Origin of the sequence: Pseudomonas sp. HMSC063H08, assembly GCF_001813645.1 — a bacterium.
GTDB classification, from domain to species: Bacteria; Pseudomonadota; Gammaproteobacteria; order Pseudomonadales; family Pseudomonadaceae; genus Pseudomonas; species Pseudomonas aeruginosa.
The window spans coordinates 24000-45776 of the sequence record NZ_KV813635.1; the positions used below are offsets into that span (position 1 = coordinate 24000).

The following is a 21777-nucleotide window of genomic DNA, read 5'->3' on the forward strand; positions in this document are numbered from 1 at the left end:
CATGGGCGGCTACCTGTTGCGCCGTCTGGCGCTGATCCTGCCGACCCTGCTGGGCATCCTGCTGATCAACTTCGCCATCGTCCAGGCCGCACCCGGCGGGCCGGTGGATCAGGCCATCGCGCGCCTGCAGGGCGTCGACGGCGGTGGCCCGCTGGGGCGTGGCGGGGAGGGTGGGCATGGCGCTCTGGAGCCGCAGCGCCACGGCGAGACCGGCATCGACCCGCAGCTGGTGGCCGCCCTGGAGCGCCAGTACGGCTTCGACAAGCCGCCGCTGCAACGGCTCTGGCTGATGCTGTCGAGCTACGCCCGGCTGGATTTCGGCGAGAGCTTCTACCGCGACGCACGGGTCGTCGACCTGATCGCCGAGAAGCTGCCGGTCTCGCTGTCCCTGGGCTTGTGGGCGACGTTGATCACCTACTTGGTGTCGATTCCCCTGGGGGTGGCCAAGGCGGTGCGCCACGGCAGCGCCTTCGACCTGTGGAGCAGCGCGTTGGTGGTGGTCGGCTATGCGGTGCCCGGCTTCCTCTTCGCCATCGTCCTGATCGTGCTGTTCGCCGGCGGCAGCTACCTGGACTGGTTCCCCCTGCGCGGCCTGGCTTCCGAGGGCGCCGAGCGCCTCGGCGCGCTGGCGCGCTTCGCCGATTACCTCTGGCACCTGGCGCTGCCGGTGGGTTCGCTGGTGGTCGGCGGCTTCGCCAGCCTGACCCTGCTGACCAAGAACAGCTTCCTCGACGAGATATCCAGGCAGTACGTCGCCACCGCTCGCGCCAAGGGCCTCAGCGAGCGCCGGGTGCTCTACGGCCATGTGTTCCGCAACGCCATGTTGCTGGTGGTGGCCGGGCTGCCGGCGGCGCTGGTCTCGGTGTTCTTCACCGGGTCGCTGCTGATCGAGGTGCTGTTCTCCCTCGACGGCCTCGGCCTGATGGGCTACGAAGCGGCGCTCGGCCGCGACTACCCGGTGGTGTTCGGCAGCCTGTTCATCTTCACCCTGCTCGGGTTGCTGGTGAAGCTGGCCGGCGACCTGGCCTACAGCCTGGTCGACCCGCGCATCGACTTCGCCGCGAGGAAACAGTGAGATGGCCATCGTCCTTTCCCCGCTGCACCGCCGCCGCCTCGCCGCGTTCCGCGCCAACCGCCGCGGGCGCCTGGCGCTGCGGCTGTTCCTCGCGCTGTTCGTCGCCTGCCTGTTCGCCGAGCTGATCGCCAACGACCGCCCGCTGCTGCTGGAATACCGTGGGCAGTGGTTCCTGCCGGTGCTGCGGGACTATCCGGAAACCGCCTTCGGCGGCGAGCTGCCGTTCCCGCCGGACTACCGCGGTCGCTTCATGAGCGAACGCATCGCCCGCGACGGCTGGGCGCTGTGGCCGCCGATCCGCTTCGACGCCCGCAGCATCAACTATGCGCGCCCGGCGCCGGCGCCGCCCTCGGCGGAGAACTGGCTAGGCACCGACGACCAGGGCCGCGACGTGCTCGCGCGGGTGATCTACGGCCTGCGCCTGTCGATCCTCTTCGCCCTCGGCCTGACCCTGGCCTCGTCGTTGCTGGGAATCTGCGCCGGCGCGGTGCAGGGCTACTACGGCGGCTGGATCGACCTGTTCGGCCAGCGCTTCATCGAGGTCTGGTCGGGTCTGCCGATGCTTTACCTGCTGATCATCCTCGCCAGCCTGGTGCAGCCCGGGGTCGGCTGGCTGCTGGCGATCATGCTGCTGTTCTCCTGGACCAGCCTGGTCGACGTGGTTCGCGCCGAGTTCCTTCGCGGTCGTCACCTGGAGTACGTCAAGGCGGCGCGGACCCTCGGCCTCGGCGACGCCGGGGTGATGTTCCGGCACATCCTGCCCAACGCCATGGTCGCGACCCTGACCTTCCTGCCGTTCCTGCTCTGTGGCGCGGTGACCACCCTGACCGCCCTGGACTTCCTCGGTTTCGGCCTGCCGCCCGGCTCGCCGAGCCTTGGCGAACTGGTCGGGCAGGGCCGCGACAACCTCCAGGCGCCCTGGCTCGGGCTGACCGTGTTCGTGGTCCTGGCGACCTTGCTCAGCCTGCTGGTGTTCATCGGCGAAGCGGTGCGCGACGCCTTCGATCCGAGGAGATGAGATGAACCGGGAACTGTTGCGAGTGGAAAACCTGAGCGTCGCCTATGGCGACACGCAGGTCGTGAAGGGGATCGACTTCAGCCTGCGCGCCGGCGAGACCCTGGCCCTGGTCGGCGAGTCCGGCTCCGGCAAGTCGCAGACCGCCCACGCCCTGCTGCGCCTGCTGCCGGGCGCGGCGCGCCTGGGCGGCAGCGTGCGCCTGGACGGCGAGGAACTGCTCGCCCTGTCGCCGCAGGCATTGCTGGCGATTCGTGGGCAGCGCATCGGCATGGTGTTCCAGGAGCCGATGACCTCGCTCAATCCATTGCAGCGCATCGGCCGCCAGGTCGGCGAGGGCCTGCGCCTGCATCGCCGCCTGCGTGGCGCCGCGCTGCGCGGGCGGGTACTGGAAATGCTCGAACTGGCCGGCCTCGAGCAGCCGCGACGCCTGCTCGAGGCCTATCCGCACCAGCTCTCCGGCGGCCAGCGACAGCGGGTGATGCTGGCCATGGCGCTGGCCTGCGAGCCGCAACTGCTGATCGCCGACGAACCGACCACGGCTCTCGACGTCACCGTGCAGAAACGCCTCCTGGAGCTGCTGCAAAGCTTGCAGCGACGGCTGGGCATGGCGATCCTGCTGATCAGCCACGACCTCAACCTGGTGCGTCGGGTCGCCGACCGGGTCTGCGTGATGCACGATGGCCGGATCGTCGAGGAGAACGCCTGCGAGACGCTGTTCCGTTCGCCCCGGCATCCCTACACGCGGCTGCTGATCGAGGCCGAGCCGGGTGGCCTGGCGGAGCCGGTGGCGTGCCGCGAGACCTGCCTGGAGGTGCGCGCGCTGAGCCTCGACTACCCCGCGCCCGGCGGCTGGCTGCGCCGGCGCGCGGGACTGCGCGCGGTGCACGAGGTCAGCCTGCGGCTGCGCCGTGGCAGCACCCTGGGGATCGTCGGCGAAAGCGGTTCAGGCAAGTCCTCCCTCGGCCAGGCGCTGCTGCGCCTGTTGCCGGCCGAAGGGCAGATCCTGCTCCAGGGCGAGCGCCTCGACCGGCTGCACGGCAAGCGCCTGTTGCCATTGCGCCGGCAGTTCCAGGCGGTGTTCCAGGACCCCTACGGCAGCCTCAACCCGCGCCTTAGCGTGGAACAGATCGTCGGCGAAGGCCTGCGTATCCATGGCATCGGCGATGCCGGCGAACGCCGCGCGCGGGTGCTGGAGGCACTGCGCGAGGTCGGTCTCGACGAGCCTTGCCTGGAACGCTATCCCCACGAGTTTTCCGGCGGCCAGCGCCAGCGCATCGCCATCGCCCGCGCGCTGGTGCTGAAGCCGGCGCTGATCCTGCTCGACGAACCGACCTCGGCGCTCGACCGCAGCGTGCAGTGCCAGGTGGTCGAGCTGCTGCGTCGGTTGCAGCGCCGCCACGGGCTGAGCTACCTGTTCATCAGCCACGACCTGGCCGTGGTTCGCGCCCTGGCCCACGACATCCTGGTGCTCAAGGACGGCCGGGTGGTGGAGCAGGGCAGCGCCGCGGCGCTGTTCAGCCAGCCGCGCCATCCCTATACCCGCGAGTTGCTCGGGACGATGCCGGCGCTGCGCCTGGAAGAGCACCTGCGGGTGGCCGGGCTGGGAATCTGAGGCGGGAAACCATGCAGACTCTAAGGATGTTCCGAAAGGTTCTTTCCAGACGCCCCGGCGCTTTTCTTAAGATCGGCCTGCGGGCCCGTCAGGGACAAGGAGCCATGTCGGCTTCCGGGGCCGTTCGATCGATTGGGGGAATGCGATGAGTTCGTTACCGTTGTACTTCGATTACGCCGCCACCACGCCCGTGGACGAGCGCGTGATCCGGGCCATGGTGGAGTGTCTCGGCTACCAGGCGTGTTTTGGCAATCCCGCGTCGAACTCCCATGCCTACGGCCGCCAGGCGCGGCGGGCGGTGGAGCGGGCCAGGGAGCAGGTGGCCGCGCTGGTCGGCGCCAGCGCCGGGCAGATCGTCTGGACTTCCGGCGCCACCGAATCCAACAACCTGGCCCTCAAGGGCGTGGCCCAGGCGCTGGACACGCCCGGCCACCTGATCACCAGTCGCCTGGAGCACAAGGCGGTGCTGGACACCGTGCAGCAACTCGCCGATGACGGCTGGAGCGTGACCTGGCTGGCGCCCGGCGCCGATGGCCTGATCCGGCCGGAACAGGTGGAGGCGGCCTGGCGCGCCGATACCCGCCTGGTGTCGCTGATGCGGGTCAACAACGAACTCGGCACCCTGACCGACATCGCCGCCATCGGCGAACGGGTGCGCGAGCGCGGCGCGCTGTTCCACGTCGACGCGGCGCAGGCCAGCGGCAAGGTGGCGATCGACCTGGGCCGCCTGGCGGTGGACCTGATGTCGTTCTCCGCGCACAAGACCTACGGGCCCAAGGGCATCGGCGCGTTGTACGTCGGGCCGCGCGCCGAGCGCCGGCTGAAGGCGCAGATCCACGGCGGCGGACACGAGCAGGGCCTGCGCTCCGGGACCCTGGCGACCCACCAGATCGTCGGCATGGGCGAGGCCTTCGCCCTCGCCGGCGAGCTTTTCGAGGAGGAGGGCAGGCGCATCGCCGGACTCCAGCGGCGTCTGCTGGAGGGGCTGGCGCAGATCGACGGCTGGCGCCTGAACGGCAGCGCCGACGCACGCATCGCGCATACCCTGAACCTGACCTTCGACAACCCGGCCTTCGTCCCCCAGGCGCTGGAGTCCAGCCTGGCGGTGTCCAGCACCTCGGCCTGCAACTCGGCGCGGCCGGCGCCGTCCCATGTGCTTCTCGCCCTCGGCCACGACGCCGCCAGCGCCGGCCGCAGCGTGCGCCTGAGCCTCGGTCGCTACACCCGCGAGGCCGACGTCGACGCGGCGGTGACCGCCCTCAAGGCCGCGGCGGATAGTGGCGCGCCGGCGTGGCAGCCGTTCCTCGGGGTATCCAGGGCAGGCTGAGCGGCCGGCTCGACCCGCCCTCGCCGAAGCCAGGGGCTGCGGATAACCGCGAAGCGGTTATCCGCCCTGCGGCTCCAGGGGCTTTTCGTCTTTGCCGTCATTTCCCGGCAATGCGCGCTTGGCGGATCATCCAGGTTGGGTATCATGCGTCGCCATTCCCATCCACCGCCGACGGAAGTCAGGCTTTGCCTGCGTGAGCCCAATGGACGATCTCTCCCCCGATTCCGCCTTGCCGCCTGCCGGCAGCGCCCAGGACAACGACGCGCCGCGCCAGTTGGTGGTCTGCATCGACGGAACCTCGAACCGCTTCGGCGACCAGCCGACCAACGTGGTGCGCCTGTACCGTTCGCTGTCGCGCGATCCGCGCAGGGTGCTGGCCTACTACGACCAGGGCGTCGGCACCTTCGGCCTGAAGGAAACCCTGTTCGAGTGGCAGAAGTTTCCCTCGCGGATCGCCGGCCTGGCCTTCGGCTGGGGGCTCAAGCGCAACGTCGAGGGCGCCTATCGCTTCCTCGCCGAGCACTACCGGCCCGGCGACCAGATATTCCTCTTCGGCTTTTCCCGCGGCGCCTACGCGGTGCGCGTGCTGGCCGCGATGCTGCGTGCGGTGGGCCTGATCGATGCGCACCAGCCACACCTCTTCGACTACGCCTGGACCCTGCTCACCACCCGCATGCCGCCCCGCGACGAAGACAAGCGGGCCGGCACGCGTCGCCGCGGGCCGGACTTCGGCCTGCTGGGACGCTTCCGCAAGGTCTTCGGCCGGCAGGTGAAGGTGCACTTCCTCGGCCTGTTCGACACCGTGACCTCGGTGGGCTGGGTCTACGACCCGCTGACCGTGCCGTATTCCTCGAACAACGAAATGGTCGACGTGGTCCGCCAGGCCCTGGCCATCGACGAATGCCGCTGCTTCTTCCGGCAGAACCTCTGGTTCGGCGAGAAGGACCGCAAGTCCGACGTGTTGCAGGTGTGGTTCCCCGGCATGCACTCCGATGTCGGCGGTGGCTATGCGCCGAAGGACTCGCGGCTGGCTCTGGTGGCCTTTACCTGGATGCTCGGCGAGGCGCTGGAGGCCGGCCTGCATGTCGACCCGGCGCGCAGCCGCGACCAGTTGCGCGCACGTTCGAAGCAGGGCCCGGACCCGACCGCGCCGATCCTGCCGGTGATGACCCGGCCCTGGCGCCTGGCCGAGTGGCTGCCGCTGCTGGTCTGGGACCGCCGCAGCGGCAACCGCGCCTGGCGCTGGTCGCGTGGCCGGCCGCGCTCGCGGCCGCTGGAACCGGTCGGGCAGGAAACCCGGGTCAAGCTGCACCGTTCGGTGCAGCGGCGGCTGGACGAATGCCCCGACTACCGGCCGTGCAACCTGCCAGCGCTGGAACGCTGCGACCTCATCGACGATTCGCCGTTGCTTGACGGCTACCGCTAGCGGCTGGCCGCGATCGCGTTCAGAACCACATGCGGATACCGGCGACGAAGCGCGCCTCGTCGTCGTCCTCGCCCTCGGCGCGGGCCAGGTCGGCGCTGTTGCCGTAGGAGCGGTTCCAGGTCACCCCGATGTAGGGCGCGAACTCGCGACGGATCTCATAGCGCAGGCGCAGGCCCAGCTCGCTATCGGCAAGGCCCGAACCGATGCCGCGGGCGGGATCGTTCCTGCCGTACAGGTTGACCTCGGCGCTGGGCTGGAGGATCAGCCGGTTGGTCAACAGGATGTCGTACTCGCCCTCCAGGCGCAGCGCGCTCTGGCCGTTCTCGCCGAGGAAGGCGGTGACTTCCGCCTCGAAGTCGTAGAGCGCCAGGCCCTGCACGCCGAACGCCGCCCAGGTCTGCGGCGAGCCGGGCTTGAAATCCTGGCGCACGCCGGCGACCAGGTCCCACCAGGGACCGATGGCGTGCCCGAACAGCGCCTGGACCTCGGCGTCCTCGGTCTTGCCGTCGAGCCGTTCGCCTTCGCTGCGCAGCCACAGGCGGTTGATGTCGCCGCCGATCCAGCCGCTGGCGTCCCAGGCCAGCGCGCTGCCGTCGTCGGCGTCCTGGTATTCCAACTGGTCGAGCAGGAAGAAGCTGTTCAGCGCGCTGTCGTGCACCTTGTGCCCCTCCAGCGGCGGAAAGGCGGCACGGCGGTCGGCCTCGGTCGGCACCGGGATCGGCGTACGGCTCTGGCTGGGCGCGGCCTGCCCCGGAGGTTGCCGCGCAGCGTGGCTCATCCCCGGCATCCGGCCATGGTCCATTCCCTGGTGCTCCATGGGCTGTGCCGGGGCGGGCGATGCGGCGCCGTGGTCCATCCCCGGCATCCGGCCATGCCCCATCCCCTGGTGGTCCATGGGTTTCGCCGGGGCGGAGGTCCTCTGGCCGTGGTCCATGCCAGGCATCGCGCCGTGGTCCATGGCCGAGTGCTCCATGCCATTGTCCTGCGCGGCCTCGACGGGATTCGGCAGGCCCAGCAGCAGACCCAGGGCGAGGGCACCGCCGGCCAGGCGGGCGGGTTTCGGCTGGCGGCTCATGCGTTGTCTCCTTCGTCTACCCGCACTTCGCGGAACATGCCCATCTCCATGTGGAACAGCAGGTGGCAGTGGTAGGCCCAGCGCCCCAGGGCGTCGGCGGTGACCCGGTAGCTGCGGCGGGTGCCCGGCGGCATGTCGATGGTGTGCTTGCGCACCAGGAAGTTGCCTTGCTCGTCCTCCAGGTCGCTCCACATGCCGTGCAGGTGGATCGGGTGGGTCATCATGGTGTCATTGACCAGGACGATCCGCAGGCGCTCGCCGTAGGTCAGGCGCAGCGGCTCGGCGTCGGAGAACTTGATGCCGTCGAAGGACCAGGCGAACTTCTCCATGTGCCCGGTCAGGTGCAGCTCGATGGTGCGCCCCGGCTCGCGGCCGTCCGGGTCGGCGAAGCGGCTGCGCAGGTCGGCGTAGGTCAGCACCCGCCGCCCGTTGTCGCGCAGGCCGAGGCCGGGGTCGGCGAGCTTCGGTGTCGGCGTCATGGTCTGCATGTCGACCAGCGGGTTGCCGTCCTCCGAAGCCGGATGGGACTGCATCGGCATGGTGTCCATGCCCATCCTGGAGTGGTCCATGCCGGCCATCTTGGAGTGGTCCATGTCGCTCATGTCCATGCCGGCCATCTTCGAGTGGTCCATGCCGTTCATGTCCATGCCCGACATCTTCGAATGGTCCATCTCGCTGGCGGGCCTCGTCGCCGCGCCATGCCCCATGGCGCCGTGGTCCATGCCGCCCATGCCCATGTCGTCCATGCCGATCAGCGGGCGCGGATCGGGCGTCGGCACCGGCGCGCTAAGCCCTTCGGCCAGCGCCAGGGTGCCGCGGGCGTAGCCGCTGCGGTCCATGGACTGGGCGAAGAGGGTATAGGCGCGCTCGCCGCCCGGCTCGACGATCACGTCGTAGGTCTCGGCCACGGCGATGCGCAACTCGTCGACGCTGACCGGCTCGACGTGCTGTCCGTCGGCGGCCACCACGGTCATCTTCAGGCCGGGAATGCGGACGTCGAAATAGCTCATCGCCGAGGCGTTGACGAAGCGCAGGCGGAGCTTTTCGCCGGGGCGGAACAGGCCGGTCCAGTTGCCGTCCGGCGGCTGTCCGTTGAGCAGGTAGGTATAGGTGTAGCCGCTGACGTCGGCGAGATCGGTGGGACTCATCTTCATCTCGGCCCACATCTTGCGGTCGGCCAGGGTCGCGGCCCAGCCGTTGGCGCTGACGTCGTCGATGAAGTCGCCGACGGTGCGCTTGTGGAAGTTGTAGTAGTCGGACTGCTTCTTCAGCTTGGCGAGGATGCGCTGCGGCTTCTCGTCCGACCAGTCGCTGAGCAGCACCACGTAGTCGCGGTCGTAGCTGAACGGTTCCGGCTCGCGGGCGTCGATCACCAGGGCGCCGTAGACCCCGGCCTGCTCCTGTAGCCCCGAGTGGCTGTGGTACCAGTAGGTGCCGTTCTGCCGGACCTTGAAGCGGTATTCGTAGAGACCGCCGGGAGCGATGCCCTCGAAGCTGAGGCCCGGCACGCCATCCATGTTGGCCGGCAGGATGATGCCGTGCCAGTGGATCGAGGTGTCCTCGGCGAGGCGGTTGCGCACCCGCAGGGTCACGCTGTCGCCTTCGCGCCAGCGCAGGGTCGGGCCGGGCAGCGAACCGTTGATGGTCATGGCGGTGGCCGGCGAGCCGCTGAGGTTCACCGGGGTCTCGCCGATGAACAGGTCGAAACTGTCGCCGGCGAGCAGGTTCTGCTGGCCCGGCCCGGCCAGGGCCCAGGCCGGGGCGCGCCAGAGACCCAGTCCGCCGAGCAGACCGGTGGCGGCGAGGCCTTTGACGAAGGTGCGTCGCGAAGTTCTGTGCATCCGCTGGTTTCCACGCAGGTGGCAGGACGGACTGCGCGAGCCTGCGCAGCCGGGAGGTCGCGGCCCCGCCAGGGCGGTGCGGCGATGCGGACACCCTAGCGGCGCGCGCCTGTCGGCAAGCTGTGGGGAAGATTACAGAGCTGTCAGCTCAGCGCGGCGGGTTCACCAGGTGGCGGTCGAAACCCCGCGCCACCAGGCGTTCCCAGGCGTCCATGACCTGCGCCGGGATCGGGCAGGCGACCTGGAAGCCCAGCGCCGGGTAACGCATGATGCGGTCGAGGTCGCCAACCATCTCGTCGATCACCCCGAGTACGCCGACCAGGTTCGAGATGCCGTCGGGAAATGCGTAGTCGGGCGCATCCACGTGTCCCTCCAGCCCCGGCCAGCGGACCGGCAGGGTCAGCGCCACGCGGCGGATCGAGTTGGGCTTGGTGACGAAGGTCGCGCGGCGCAGGTCGGGGAACAGCTCGCGGGCGAAGGCGATGTTCTCGGCGAAGTTGGTCGCCCGCGGCTCGATCACGATGAGGCTGTCGCTTACCCCGCGTGCCCTGGCGTGGCGGGCGAACAGCTCGGCTTCCGGCTCGACCCAGAGATGGCGCGTCCAGTGCCCGGTGTTGCCGGTGAACAGCAGGCGTTCGGCGAGGCCGCGTTCGAGCAGTTCGCAGGCGTGGTCGCAGACCCGCAGGTCGTAGGAGCCGCATACCACCAGCAGTTCGCAGGGCACATGGCAGCGGCCCTGGCCGAGGAAGTCCCAGAGCAGCCGGGCATCTTGCAGGGTCGGGCTCATGGGACGCCAACGCTCCTCTCGCTGTCGGTCGTGGCGGGGTGCCGATGCTGGCAGTACAGCCGGTCGTCTTCGCGGACGATCCGCAGCTCGCGGAAATCCCGGACCGACCAGCGCGCGCCGGCGGCGAGCAGGCCGCTCTCCTCGCCGATCGCCACGCAGGTCGCGCCGGCGGCGCAGGCGGCCTGCACGCCGCTGAGGGAGTCTTCGAACACCAGGCAGCGCGACGGTGCCACGCCGAGCCTGGCCGCGGCCAGGCGATAGCCATCCGGAGCCGGCTTGCCGTTGACCACGTCGTCGCGGCTGACCAGGGTGCGGAACGCCGCCTGCAGGTCGTGCTGGCGCAGCACGTGGTCGATGCGTGCCGGCCAACTGCTGGTGACCAGCGCCAAGGGCACGTCCAGCCAACGCAGCTGGCGGATCACCGCGGCGACGCCGGGCAGCAGGGGACAGTCGGCGCCTTCCTCCAGCGCATCGACCCGTTGCTTGAGGATCCGCCGGCGCTCCATCGGCAGGTGGCCGAACAGATAGTCCAGGGTGTAGCCGCCCGGACGACCGTGCACGTGGTCGCGCAGGCAGTCCGGGCCGAGCGCCACGCCCTGTTCGCCGGCAACCCGGCTCCAGGCCGCGGCGATGGCTTCGCGGGAGCTGATCAGGACGCCGTCCATGTCAAACAGAACGGCTGAAAACGCTAGTCGATGCATCTCGGGCACTCTGTAGGGCAAGCCAGACCAGGACCGCGCCGCCGAGGGCGAACAGCGCCATGATCAGATAGGACCACTGCGGCAGGCCTTCGTACAGCCAGCCGGCGGCCGGACTGGCGAGGCCCATGGGCAGCGCTACCGCCAGAGAGTAGTAGATCCCCTGGGTCAGTACCCGCGCGCTTTCCGGCGCGTGGTCGCGGATGTAGCGCATCACCGCGGCGTGGTAGGCGGCGAAGCTGAGGGCGTGCAGGCACTGGCCGAGGAGGATCGCGGCGAGATGTTCGCTGCCGGCCAGCAGGCCCCAGCGCAGCGCCGCGCAAAGGCTGGAGAAGAGCATCACCTGGAGCGCCGGGTGGCGGTCCAGGATGCGGTTGGAGACGGCGAAGAAGCTGATCTCGGCGATCACCGCCAGGCCCCAGAAGGCGCCGACCGAGAACGACGAGTAGCCCAGCGCCTGCCAGCCCAGCGAGGCGGTGGTGAAGTACAGCGAGTGGCTCAGCTGGATCATTCCCGCCGCGGCGATGGCCAGCAGCAGGGGGCGTTGCCGGAGGATCCCGCGCAGGTCGGGACGGCGCCTGGCGCCCGGCAGCGGCGAGTCCGGACGGCGCAGGCTGCGGCGACGGAGGAACAGGCAGGCCAGCGCGGTGAGCAGCATCGTCAGGCCGACCAGGGCGGGCACCAGTTGCTGGCCGAACCGACCGAGCAGCAGGCCGCCCAGGGTCGCGGTGAGGATGAAGGCCAGCGAACCGACCGCGCGTACCCGCCCGTAGTTCTGCAGGGCGGCCTTGTCGCGCTTGAGCAGGTAGGACTCGGTGAGCGGCAGCACGCTGGTCCAGAACGCGCCGTAGAGCACGCTCAGGGCGATGAACAGCGGCAGGCCCTCGGCCAGCTGGAACAGCAGGGCGCAGGCGCCGGCCAGGGCCGCCAGCAGGGTCGCCAGGCGCAACTGGTCGATGCGCCAGTCGGCCACGTAGGTCAGCGCCACCCCGGCGATCACCTGCGGCCAGTAGGCCGCGGCGATCAACAGGCCGATCTGGCTGGCGCCGAAGCCCAGGCTGGCCAGCCAGGTCGGCCAGAACGGATAGATCAGCCCCTCGGCGGCGAAGTAGCCGGAAAAGATCAGGTACATGCCGGTTCCCGCGTCGCCGTGCCGGTTCGCTGCGGTTTGCGCCTCACTCGAAGCGCGCCCTGGCGAAGGCGTTCTCGCCCTTGCGCCAGACCAGCAGGGACTCGCCCAGCACCACCAGGTCGACCATGCCGTCCTCCAGCGCGCCGAGGGCGTCCTGCGGGGCGCAGACGATCGGTTCCTCGTGGCGGTTGAAGGAGGTGTTGATCAGTGCCGGCTGGCCGCTGCGGGCATGCCAGGCATGCAGCAGGGCGTGCATGAACGGATCGGCCTGCGGCCGGATGATCTGTGGCCGCGCGGTGCCGTCGACATGCACCACCGCTGGGCAGCGCTCGCGGAAATCCGCATGGCAGTCGTAGGTCATGGTCATGTAGTCGGCCGCCACCTGGTCTTCACGCCAGCCAACGTAGCAAGCCTCGGCGTGTTCTACCGCGGTGACCGGGGCGAATGGCATGAACTCGGTGCGTTCCATGCGCTGGTTGAGCCAGTCGTTGGCGCTGGCATCGCCGGGATGGTAGACGATGCTGCGGTTGCACAAGGCGCGCGGACCGAACTCCATGCGGCCCTTGAACATGCCCAGCACCTGGTTTTCCCGCAGCGCTTCGACCAGCGTCTCGATCAGGTTGGCCGGCCGGCTGTAGGCCAGCTGCGGGTACTGGCTGGCGATCAGCTCGGCATTCTGCGCGGCGCTGCGCGCGTCCGGCCCGAGGGCCATGCTCGGCGCCGGGAAGCGCGTACCGTTCTCGCGATAGGCCACCGCCACCGCCGCGGCCAGGGCCAGGCCGCCGTCGCCCATGCAGGGCAGCACGTAGACATCGCGGACCCCGGGGATCTCGCGCAGGCGCTGGTTCAGCTTGACGTTGCCGAACACCCCGCCGGCCAGGCACAGGTTGGCGCAACCGGTGCGCGCCACGTGCTGCCGGGCGATGGCCACCAGCAGGTCTTCGGAGTGCCGTTGCGCGGCGGCGGCGACATCCGCCGGGCGTTCCGCCGCGCAGCGTTGCAGCAGCGGATCGCTGTAGCCGTCGTAGGAGGGCAGGTACAGTTCGCCGCAGCGGGCGCGCAGGCGGCCGTTCTCCAGGCGGATCATGTCGTTCATCAGCGGCAGCAGCTTTTCCGCGTCGCCGAACGCCGCCAGGCCGGTGATCTTGCCTTCGTGGCGGTTCGGCTTGAAGCCGAGCAGGCGGGTGATGCGCCCGTAGAAGTAGCCCAGGCTGTCGACGCTGGTCTCGCGTTGCAGGACCGTCTCGCCGCCGTCGGCGCGGTAGTGGGTGACGGTGAGCGACTGGAAGTCGCCGCGGCCGTCGCAGGTGAGGGTCAGCGCCTCGTCGAACGGCGAGCAGACGAACGCGCCGAGGGCGTGGCATTCGTGATGGTCGATGTACTCGACCTTGCCGCGCAGGCCGTTGGCGCGGACGAAGGCATCGAATTCGCCGCGCTTGGCCTTGTCGTTGGCCATCTCGTCGGCGATCCGCTTGCGCAGGTGCGGCAGGCCTTCGGGACGCTCGCGGGCTTCCTCGAGGACCCGGTCCAGGTAGAGGTCGAGGTGCCGCCCGGCGTCGAACCCGGCGTTCCAGCCGTAGGCGATGCGGTCGATGTCGGCCAGGTCGATGCCGGCCTCGCCGAGCACATAGTCGATGGAGCGGCTCGGCCAGGCCTTGTGGTCCTTCTGGCGGGTGAAGCGCTCCTCGCTGGCGGCGGCGACGATCCCGCCGTCGCGCACCAGGCAGGCGCCGGCCAGGTCGTTGTTGGTGATCCCGAGAATGATCATGCGGTGTCCTCTTGCGCGAACGGGTGGGGGGCGAGAGGCGTAATAGGTTGCATGGCACCGGGAGCCCAACAACCTGCCAGATCTGGTCGCCTGCGAAATCTGGCAGGGCTACCGGATCTGGTAGCTGGACAGCCGTCGACGGGCTTGCCGGCCATACCGGCCGGGCGCCCGCGCCGGCATCAGAAGCTGTAGCTGAGGCGGCCGAACAGGATGCGCCCGTAGGGATCGGTGTAGCGCGGGTCGTAGCCGCTCTGGAAGGTGTAGGTCTGGTTGCTGAACGGCGGTTCGCGGTCGAACAGGTTCTTCACCCCGAGGGTCAGCCCCAGCGCGTGGCTGAGGCGGTAGCTGCCGGCCAGGTCCCAGAGGTTCCACGAGCCGACCCTGCCGTGGCTGGCGCGATCGTAGTCGTTGTAGCCGCTGGTGTAGCGGTTGCTCAGGGTGGCCTGCCAGGCGTCGCGGCTCCAGGTGGCGTTGGCGACGTGCTTCCAGCGGGCGATCACGCCGACGCCCTGGAAGTCGCCGACGTTGTCCAGGTACTGGCCGCCGATCTGCTGCTGGAAGTCGTAGCGGGACACGTAGGTGCCTTGCAGGTCGAGCCCGAACTGCCCGTAGCGGCTGGCCGGGAAACGATAATCGAGGCTCAGGTCGACGCCGCTGGTCTTTACCTTGCCGAGGTTGGCCAGTCCGGTGACGACGTGATCGATCGAGCCGTCGGCCTTGCGCACGATGCGTCCGGCGTAGGCCTGCGGGTCGGCGAAGATCGCCGCTTCGGGAAACTCGGCGATCTGGTTGGCGATCCTGATCCACCAGAAGTCCAGGCCGACGGAAAGGTCGCGCAGCGGCTGGTAGACCAGGCCCAGGGTAACGTTGCGCGCGGTTTCCGGTCGCAGGTCGGTGTTGCCGCCGGTGGCGTTGTAGAACTGCTGGGCGCAGTCGCGGTTGGCGATGCCGCCCTGGCTCGGCTGGCCGCCGGCGCACAGGCGTGGGTCGTCGTAGTTGGCGCTGGTATAGGTGGTGAAGGTCGGGTTGTACAGTTCGTACAGCGACGGCGCGCGGAAACCTTCGCTGTAGGCGCCGCGCAGGACCAACTGGCGGAACGGCTGGAAGCGGAACGAATATTTCGGATTGCTGGTGCTGCCGAAGTCGCTGTACTTGTCGTGGCGGATCGCCGCGCTGAGTTCCAGGCTGTCCAGCACCGGCACGTTGAGTTCGGCGTACTGCGCCTTCAGGTTGCGCTCGCCGCTGACCGTGGCGGCGGGATCGACGCCGAGGCTCTGCACGTTGCCGGCGAAGTCCTGGATGTCCTGGTGGAACGCCTCCTTGCGGAATTCGCCGCCCAGCGCCAGGGCCGCCGGCCCGGCGCCGAACCAGTCGCCGATCTCCCGGCTGGCGCGGGCGTCCAGGCCCTTGACGCGGCCGACCGAGGTACGGAAGTCGCCGCTCAGGGCATGGCTGCCGAGGTAGGCGAGGCCGGCGTCGGTCTGCGGCCCGAACGGGTTCAGCGTCCCGTTGGCGATGCCGAGGGCGGCGGCGCGATCATCGACGTAGCCGCTGTGGATATGGTCGACCACCTTGTTCTGGTTGTACGAGGCGCCGATATCGTAGTCCCAGCCGGCGAACCGGCCGTCGAAGCCGAGCAGCAGGCGCTGGCCGGTGTTCTGCGAGGATTGCAGGCGTGGCCCGAGCACGCTCTGCCGCCAGTTGACCTCCACCGGCCGGCTCGGGTCGAGGACGAAGCCGCCGGGACCGGGAGTGATGCCGTTGCCGGGATAGAAGGCGGTGCCGGGATCGATCTGCAGGCCGGTGAGGGTCCCTGGGCCGACCTGGGTAGCGTTGTCGTTGCGCGACCAGAAGTACTCCAGGCTGACGTTGTGCTCGTCGGCCAGCTTGCCGGTGGCGCGGCTGAACACCGAGGTCTTCTCGGTTTCCGGCACCAGGTCGAGGTAGCGCCACAGGCTCTGCCGGCAGATGCCGTTGCGCGGGATCAGGTCGGCGCCCTTGCAACCGCCGGCGGCCAGCGGATTGCTGGCGTTGGCGCCCTGGCTCCAGTTGCCGGGGAAGGCGGTGCCGGAGCTGTAGTCGAGGCCGCGTCCCGGCTGGTAGTTGTAGGTGTAGCCGCGGTCCTTGGCGCCGAGGCGTTCCTGCTTGTCGTAGTTGGCCACCGCGAAGACATTGAAGCGATCCTCCTCCAGCTCGCCGAAGCCCCAGCTAGCGCTGACGTTGCGCTGGTTGCCGCCGCCGTCGTGGGTGGGGGAGGCGTAGCCGCTGTCGACGCGGCCTTCGTTCAGGCTCTTGCGGGTGATGAAGTTGATCACCCCGCCGATGGCATCGGTGCCGTACAGTGCGGAGGCGCCGTCGCGCAGCACCTCGACCCGGTCGATGGCGGCGAAGGGAATGGTGTTGAGATCCACGGCGGAGCCGTCGATGGCATTGTTCGCCAGGCGCCGGCCGTTGAGCAGCACCAGGGTCTTGTTCGCGCCGATCCCGCGCAGGTCGGCGAACGAGGCGCCGCCGGTGGCGCTGCCGACCGAGCGACTGGAGTTGTATACGCCCTGGTTGCCGGAAAGCCGGCCGATCAGTTCCTCGGTGCTGGTCACGCCCTGTTGGCGCAGCTCCTCGGCGCGCAGGACGCTGATCGGCACCGCGGTTTCCGCATCGACCCGGCGGATCGCGCTACCGGTCACCTCGATTCGTTGCAACTGGACCGTGGGCGGGTCGACAGGCGCCTGTCCCTCCGCCGCGGCGGCGCTGCCGGGAGCGAGCTGCAGGGCCAGCAGCAGGGCGGCGCCCAGCGGCGGGTCGGTGTGGAGCGATCGGTGCATGGTCGGGGCATCCCTTGTTCCGGTGTGTCCAGGGATGTCCGTCGAGCCGGGGGATTTTCCAGGGACGGCTTAGACCTTTGCGCCATGAGTTTATGTCCGCTGGGAACAAGCCCGGCCGTCGCGCCTTTCGTCGGCGGGCCGGAGCGGCAGAACCAGTCCCCTCTGCCGAGGTCGAAAAGCAGGCGTCGCGGCGGTGCTGTGGCGTCCTTTCTTCAGCTACATTTTTCTTTCAGCAGTCGTTCCCATCATCCAGGGCAGCACCCAAGGGGCAGATCATGGCTCGCACCACTCCCATCGAGCTTTATCGCAACATCGGCATCGTCGCCCACGTCGACGCCGGCAAGACCACGACGACCGAGCGGATCCTCTTCTACACCGGCGTCAACCACAAGATGGGCGAGGTCCATGACGGCGCGGCGACCATGGACTGGATGGTCCAGGAGCAGGAGCGCGGCATCACCATCACCTCGGCGGCGACCACGGCCTTCTGGCAGGGCTCGACCAAGCAGTTCCCGCACCGCTATCGCTTCAACATCATCGACACCCCCGGCCACGTCGACTTCACCATCGAGGTGGAGCGCTCGCTGCGCGTGCTCGATGGCGCGGTGGTGGTGTTCAGCGGCGCCGACGGGGTCGAGCCGCAGTCCGAGACGGTCTGGCGCCAGGCCAACAAGTACCATGTGCCGCGCCTGGCCTACGTGAACAAGATGGACCGCCAGGGCGCCGATTTCCTCCGCGTGGTCGCGCAGATCAAGCAACGCCTGGGCCATGTCCCGGTGCCGATCCAGCTGGCGATCGGCGCGGAGGAAAACTTCAGCGGGCAGATCGACCTGGTGAAGATGAAGGCCATCTACTGGAACGATGACGACCAGGGCACCAGCTACCGCGAGGAGGAGATCCCGGCGGAGTTGCGGGCGCTGGCCGAGGAGTGGCGGGCGCACATGGTCGAGGCCGCCGCCGAGGCCAACGACGAACTGATGAACAAGTATCTGGAAGGCGAGGAACTGAGCATCGAGGAGATCAAGGCCGGGCTGCGCCAGCGGACCCTGGCCAACCAGATCGTACCGGCGGTGCTCGGCTCCTCGTTCAAGAACAAGGGCGTGCCTCTGGTGCTCGACGCGGTGATCGACTATCTCCCGGCTCCGTCGGAAATCCCGGCGATCAGGGGCACCGACCCGGACGACGAAGAGAAGCACGACGAGCGCCATGCGGACGACGACGAGCCGTTCTCGGCGCTGGCGTTCAAGATCGCCACCGACCCCTTCGTCGGCACCCTGACCTTCGCCCGTGTGTATTCCGGGGTGCTGACTTCCGGCGATGCGGTGCTCAACTCGGTGAAAGGCAAGAAGGAGCGGGTCGGGCGGATGGTGCAGATGCACGCCAACCAGCGCGACGAGATCAAGGAAGTGCGCGCCGGCGACATCGCCGCGCTGATCGGCATGAAGGACGTGACCACCGGCGACACCCTGTGCGCCATCGACAAGCCGATCATCCTCGAACGCATGGACTTCCCCGATCCGGTGATCTCGGTGGCGGTGGAACCGAAGACCAAGGCCGACCAGGAGAAGATGGGCATCGCCCTGAGCAAGCTGGCCCAGGAAGACCCGTCGTTCCGCGTGAAGACCGACGAGGAGACCGCGCAAACCATCATTTCCGGGATGGGCGAGTTGCACCTGGACATCATCGTCGACCGCATGCGCCGCGAGTTCGGCGTCGAAGCCAATATCGGCAAGCCGCAGGTGGCCTATCGCGAGACCATCCGCAACACCTGCGAGATCGAGGGCAAGTTCGTCCGCCAGTCCGGCGGCCGCGGCCAGTTCGGCCATTGCTGGATCCGCTTCGCTCCGGCCGACGAGGGGCAGGAAGGCTTGGAGTTCCACAACGAGGTGGTCGGCGGGGTGATTCCCCGCGAGTTCATCCCGGCGATCCAGAAGGGCATCGAGGACCAGATGCAGAACGGTGTGCTCGCCGGCTACCCGCTGATCGGCCTGAAGGCGACGGTGTACGACGGCTCCTACCATGATGTCGACTCCAGCGAGATGGCGTTCAAGATCGCCGCCTCGATGGCCACCAAGCAACTCTCGCAGAAGGGCGGAGCGGTGCTCCTGGAGCCGGTGATGAAGGTCGAGGTGGTGACCCCGGAGGACTACATGGGCGACGTGATGGGCGACCTCAACCGCCGGCGTGGCCTGATCCAGGGCATGGAGGATACCCCGGCGGGCAAGGTGATCCGTGCCGAGGTCCCGCTGGGCGAAATGTTCGGCTATGCCACCGACGTGCGCTCGATGTCCCAGGGGCGCGCGAGCTACTCGATGGAGTTCGTCCGCTATGCCGAGGTACCGGCCAGCGTGGCCGAGGCGATCGTCGCCAGGCAGGGCCGCTGAGAGCCGCCGCGCGCCGCCGAGGCCAGCGGCGGCGCGCGCCTTTCCGGGAGCGGCAGCCGCATCTCCGGCGCCGATGCGCTTGCCAAGCGGGTTTTTTGACGCCCCCTGGATGCTTAACTATAAGACAGTGACCAAGGCCCGCACCTATACGGTCACAAGGATGGCGAATCGATGCTTGCTTCAGCGATTGCCAGCGGTACCGCAGTCTCCCAGGTCTCCAAGCATCTCCTAATGTTCCTGGCCGCCCTTTTCCTCGCCCTCGGTGCATGCGGCTGGGCGATCCTGCACATCGCCAGGCAGCAGGACGACATCGCCATCGAGCAGAGCCATTTCTACGTGGAAAAGGCGCTGCAGAATCGCCGGGAAAATTCCGAGCAGTTCTCCACCACCTATTCGTTCTGGACCGACGCCTACGTCTATCTGGGAAACCGGGTCGACGTGGACTGGGCCTTTACCAAGAACAACCTCGGCTCGGTGCTCTACACCACCAACGGCTACGACGGCGTCTTCGTCATCGACGACCGTGGCACTCGCTACGCCATGCTCGAGGGCGAGCTGTCCGAGCGCTCGCTGGCCGACTCGCTGGGCGCCGATGCCGGAGACATCCTCAGCGCCGCCCGCCGTGCCGCGGTGGACGAGGCGGCGATCAGCCGCTACGTCGACTTCGACGGCGCACCGGCGATCCTGGTCGCTTCGGCGATCAAGCCCACCAGCGATCATGCGCCCATCGACCTGGACAAGGCCTCGGTGATGGTCTTCGTCGACCGGCTGACCCCGGCGAAGCTGGCCAAGCTCGGCGGCGACTACGGCATCGCCAACCTGCACCTGCTGGCCGGCGGCGCGGCGGGCGACAAGGAAAGCCTTGCCCTGGAGGGCACTCCCCATCGCCTGGCCTGGGTGTCGTCGCGTCCGGGTAGCGCCATGCTGCGGGAGACCGCGTTGCCGCTGCTGGGAATCTTCGTGCTCGCCGCCGGGCTGCTGTTCTGGCTGAGCCGCAGCGCCGTGCTCAACGCTCGCGCGGTGGATCGCCAGCAGAAGGTCCTGAAACGCAGCAACCAGGCCCTGCTGGCCAGCGAGGAACGTTTCAAGTCGATAGCCGAGGCGGCCTCGGACTGGATCTGGGAAGTCGACGGGCATTTCGTCTTCACCTATCTCTCCGTGCGCTTCCGCGACGTCACCGGCTACCAGCCGGAGGCCTGGATCGGGCGGCGGCTGGACGAGTTGCTGGATAGCGATACGGTGAACATCGTCAAGTGGCTGGAAGGGCTGCCCGATGCCGGTGCGCCGTCCAGCCTGGTCTGCGCTTTCCGCGACAGCCAGGGCCAGGCGCGGGTCGGCAAGCTGAGCGCCAGCGCGATCCGCAACGGCGTCGCCAGCGGCTATCGCGGCACGGCGGCCGACATCACCGACGAAGTCGAAGCCCATGCGAAGATCCAGCATTTGTCCCTGCACGATGCCCTGACCGGCCTGCCGAACCGCAACAAGCTGTTCCAGTTCCTCGAACGCCTGCTGGCGGAAAAGGCTGGCAAGTCGCCGGTAGCGGTACTGATGCTCGACCTCGACCGCTTCAAGCCGATCAACGACCAGCATGGCCATCCCGCCGGCGATGCGGTGCTCTACGCCATCGCCGAACGGCTGCGCGCCTCGACCCGCGACCAGGACATGGTTGCCCGGCTCGGCGGCGACGAGTTCGTGGTGGTCAGTACCCACGTGTCGTCGAAGCTGGAAATCGAGAAGTTCTGTAGCCGGCTGATCGACGTGATCAACCGCGAGATCGCCTACGAAGGGCACAGCTTCCATGTCGGCGCCAGCATCGGCGTGGCCCTGGCGCCGGAGCACGGCGGCGATCCGCGCGGCCTGCTGCGTTGCGCCGACGTGGCGATGTACGAGGCCAAGGCCGCGGGGCGCAATACCTGGCGTTTCTACTTGGAAGCGATGGACTCCCATCTCGCCGAGAAGAAGCTGCGCGAGACCGAGTTGCGCGCCGCCTTGCAGAACGGCGAGTTCGAGTTGTACTACCAGCCGCGCTTCCTGGCGCAGGAACAGACGATCGCCTCGGCGGAGGCGTTGATCCGCTGGAACCATCCGCACCGCGGGCTGATCGGCCCGGACGAGTTCATCGGCCTGGCGGAAGAAAGCGACCTGATCGTGCAGATCGGCAACTGGGTGCTGCGCGAGGCTTGCGCCACCGCCGCCTCCTGGCCGGGCGAGGTGATGGTCTCGGTGAACGTGTCGCCGGCGCAGTTCATGACCGGCGATATCGTCTGGCAGGTGCGCGAGGCGCTGCGCCTGGCCCACCTGGATGCCCGCCGGCTAGAGCTGGAGGTGACCGAGAACGTCATGCTCAACGATGTCGACGGCGCGCTGCGGACCATGACGGCCCTCAAGGAACTGGGCGTCCGCCTCAACATGGACGACTTCGGTACCGGCTATTCCTCGCTCGGCTACCTGCGCACCTATCCCTTCGACAGCATCAAGATCGACAAGCGCTTCGTCGCCAGCATGGAGAAGACCGGGCGCGACCGTTCGATCGTGCAGGCCATCATCAATCTCGGCAACGCCCTGAACCTGCGGGTCACCGCCGAGGGGGTGGAGACCGAAGGGCAGATGCATATCCTGCGCGACGAGCAATGCCACGAACTGCAAGGATTCCTGCTCAGCCGGCCGCTGGATGCGCAGGGCCTGCGCGACCTGCTGGCGCGCGAGGCGGGGCAGACCCAGGCGCCACAGGTTTCCGCCGAGGGCCATGCTGCGCGCCGCCCTTGAGCGGGGGCAGAAGAGACCACGCGGAGCCTCAGCGGCCCTCGGTTCA

14 protein-coding genes are annotated in these 21777 nt (G+C 68.7%); 7 read left to right on the forward strand and 7 right to left on the reverse strand.

The features are described 5' to 3' along the window. Position 1 precedes the first annotated feature (1 nt). The 5 genes from HMPREF2924_RS32915 (at position 2) to HMPREF2924_RS32935 (ending at position 6458) form a co-directional block, all read left to right on the forward strand. Positions 2-1075, forward strand: coding sequence for a microcin C ABC transporter permease YejB (locus HMPREF2924_RS32915; RefSeq protein ID WP_003088729.1), 1074 nt, complete (start codon positions 2-4; stop codon positions 1073-1075). A gap of 1 nt (position 1076) precedes the next feature. Beyond that, positions 1077-2093, forward strand: a complete 1017-nt coding sequence (locus HMPREF2924_RS32920; protein ID WP_003128692.1) for an ABC transporter permease — start codon at positions 1077-1079, stop codon at positions 2091-2093. A 1-nt stretch (position 2094) separates the two neighbouring features. Next, positions 2095-3705, forward strand: a complete 1611-nt coding sequence (locus tag HMPREF2924_RS32925; protein ID WP_003128690.1) for an ABC transporter ATP-binding protein — start codon at positions 2095-2097, stop codon at positions 3703-3705. Between the two features lie 145 nt (positions 3706-3850). Beyond that, positions 3851-5032 (forward strand): cysteine desulfurase family protein, encoded by a 1182-nt coding sequence (locus HMPREF2924_RS32930; RefSeq protein ID WP_003128689.1) that lies wholly within the window; start codon positions 3851-3853, stop codon positions 5030-5032. Positions 5033-5234: 202 nt separating this feature from the next. Continuing rightward, a complete protein-coding gene (locus tag HMPREF2924_RS32935; RefSeq protein ID WP_003088736.1) occupies positions 5235-6458 on the forward strand; it encodes a DUF2235 domain-containing protein in 1224 nt (407 codons plus the stop codon). Between the two features lie 19 nt (positions 6459-6477). On the opposite strand, the gene HMPREF2924_RS32940 is transcribed toward HMPREF2924_RS32935, so the two are convergent. From HMPREF2924_RS32940 to HMPREF2924_RS32970, 7 genes are all read right to left on the reverse strand, one after another. Further along, the gene (locus HMPREF2924_RS32940; RefSeq protein WP_003128687.1) at positions 6478-7533 is read right to left on the reverse strand and encodes a copper resistance protein B; all 1056 of its coding nucleotides are present in this window, start codon (positions 7531-7533) and stop codon (positions 6478-6480) included. Next, positions 7530-9374 carry a copper resistance system multicopper oxidase gene (locus HMPREF2924_RS32945; protein ID WP_023094752.1) on the reverse strand — a complete coding sequence of 615 codons (1845 nt, stop codon included), beginning with the start codon at positions 9372-9374 and terminating at the stop codon, positions 7530-7532. Before HMPREF2924_RS32945 ends, HMPREF2924_RS32940 begins: the two co-directional genes overlap by 4 nt. 148 nt (positions 9375-9522) lie before the next feature. After that, positions 9523-10161, reverse strand: coding sequence for a YdcF family protein (locus HMPREF2924_RS32950; protein ID WP_003088740.1), 639 nt, complete (start codon positions 10159-10161; stop codon positions 9523-9525). Further along, on the reverse strand, positions 10158-10826 hold the full coding sequence (locus HMPREF2924_RS32955) for an HAD family hydrolase (RefSeq protein WP_003128680.1): 669 nt from the start codon (positions 10824-10826) through the stop codon (positions 10158-10160). The genes HMPREF2924_RS32950 and HMPREF2924_RS32955 overlap by 4 nt, the downstream gene beginning before the upstream one ends. Before the next feature lies 1 nt (position 10827). Next, complete coding sequence (locus tag HMPREF2924_RS32960; protein ID WP_003109654.1) at positions 10828-11991, reverse strand: MFS transporter; 1164 nt, start codon at positions 11989-11991, stop codon at positions 10828-10830. Positions 11992-12034: 43 nt separating this feature from the next. After that, a complete protein-coding gene (locus HMPREF2924_RS32965) occupies positions 12035-13759 on the reverse strand; it encodes a carbamoyltransferase family protein (protein ID WP_003128678.1) in 1725 nt (574 codons plus the stop codon). Between the two features lie 179 nt (positions 13760-13938). Then, complete coding sequence (locus tag HMPREF2924_RS32970; protein WP_023094751.1) at positions 13939-16581, reverse strand: TonB-dependent receptor; 2643 nt, start codon at positions 16579-16581, stop codon at positions 13939-13941. Positions 16582-16856: 275 nt separating this feature from the next. On the opposite strand from HMPREF2924_RS32970, the gene fusA reads away from it, so the two are divergent. Beyond that, on the forward strand, positions 16857-18965 hold the full coding sequence (gene fusA / locus HMPREF2924_RS32975) for an elongation factor G (RefSeq protein WP_003088751.1): 2109 nt from the start codon (positions 16857-16859) through the stop codon (positions 18963-18965). Between the two features lie 171 nt (positions 18966-19136). Next, positions 19137-21731 (forward strand): bifunctional diguanylate cyclase/phosphodiesterase, encoded by a 2595-nt coding sequence (locus tag HMPREF2924_RS32980; protein WP_003128667.1) that lies wholly within the window; start codon positions 19137-19139, stop codon positions 21729-21731. The last annotated feature ends 46 nt before the right edge of the window (positions 21732-21777 follow it).

Bases quoted from the DNA above. Each gene is read 5' to 3' on its own strand.
- HMPREF2924_RS32945 (WP_023094752.1), bottom strand. From the start codon at position 9,374: ATGCACAGAACTTCGCGACGCACCTTCGTCAAAGGCCTCGCCGCCACC.
- fusA (WP_003088751.1), top strand. From the start codon at position 16,857: ATGGCTCGCACCACTCCCATCGAGCTTTATCGCAACATCGGCATCGTC.
- HMPREF2924_RS32950 (WP_003088740.1), bottom strand. From the start codon at position 10,161: ATGAGCCCGACCCTGCAAGATGCCCGGCTGCTCTGGGACTTCCTCGGC.
- HMPREF2924_RS32925 (WP_003128690.1), top strand. From the start codon at position 2,095: ATGAACCGGGAACTGTTGCGAGTGGAAAACCTGAGCGTCGCCTATGGC.
- HMPREF2924_RS32960 (WP_003109654.1), bottom strand. From the start codon at position 11,991: ATGTACCTGATCTTTTCCGGCTACTTCGCCGCCGAGGGGCTGATCTAT.
- HMPREF2924_RS32940 (WP_003128687.1), bottom strand. From the start codon at position 7,533: ATGAGCCGCCAGCCGAAACCCGCCCGCCTGGCCGGCGGTGCCCTCGCC.
- HMPREF2924_RS32980 (WP_003128667.1), top strand. From the start codon at position 19,137: ATGCTTGCTTCAGCGATTGCCAGCGGTACCGCAGTCTCCCAGGTCTCC.
- HMPREF2924_RS32970 (WP_023094751.1), bottom strand. From the start codon at position 16,581: ATGCACCGATCGCTCCACACCGACCCGCCGCTGGGCGCCGCCCTGCTG.
- HMPREF2924_RS32955 (WP_003128680.1), bottom strand. From the start codon at position 10,826: ATGGACGGCGTCCTGATCAGCTCCCGCGAAGCCATCGCCGCGGCCTGG.
- HMPREF2924_RS32930 (WP_003128689.1), top strand. From the start codon at position 3,851: ATGAGTTCGTTACCGTTGTACTTCGATTACGCCGCCACCACGCCCGTG.
- HMPREF2924_RS32965 (WP_003128678.1), bottom strand. From the start codon at position 13,759: ATGATCATTCTCGGGATCACCAACAACGACCTGGCCGGCGCCTGCCTG.
- HMPREF2924_RS32935 (WP_003088736.1), top strand. From the start codon at position 5,235: ATGGACGATCTCTCCCCCGATTCCGCCTTGCCGCCTGCCGGCAGCGCC.
- HMPREF2924_RS32915 (WP_003088729.1), top strand. From the start codon at position 2: ATGGGCGGCTACCTGTTGCGCCGTCTGGCGCTGATCCTGCCGACCCTG.
- HMPREF2924_RS32920 (WP_003128692.1), top strand. From the start codon at position 1,077: ATGGCCATCGTCCTTTCCCCGCTGCACCGCCGCCGCCTCGCCGCGTTC.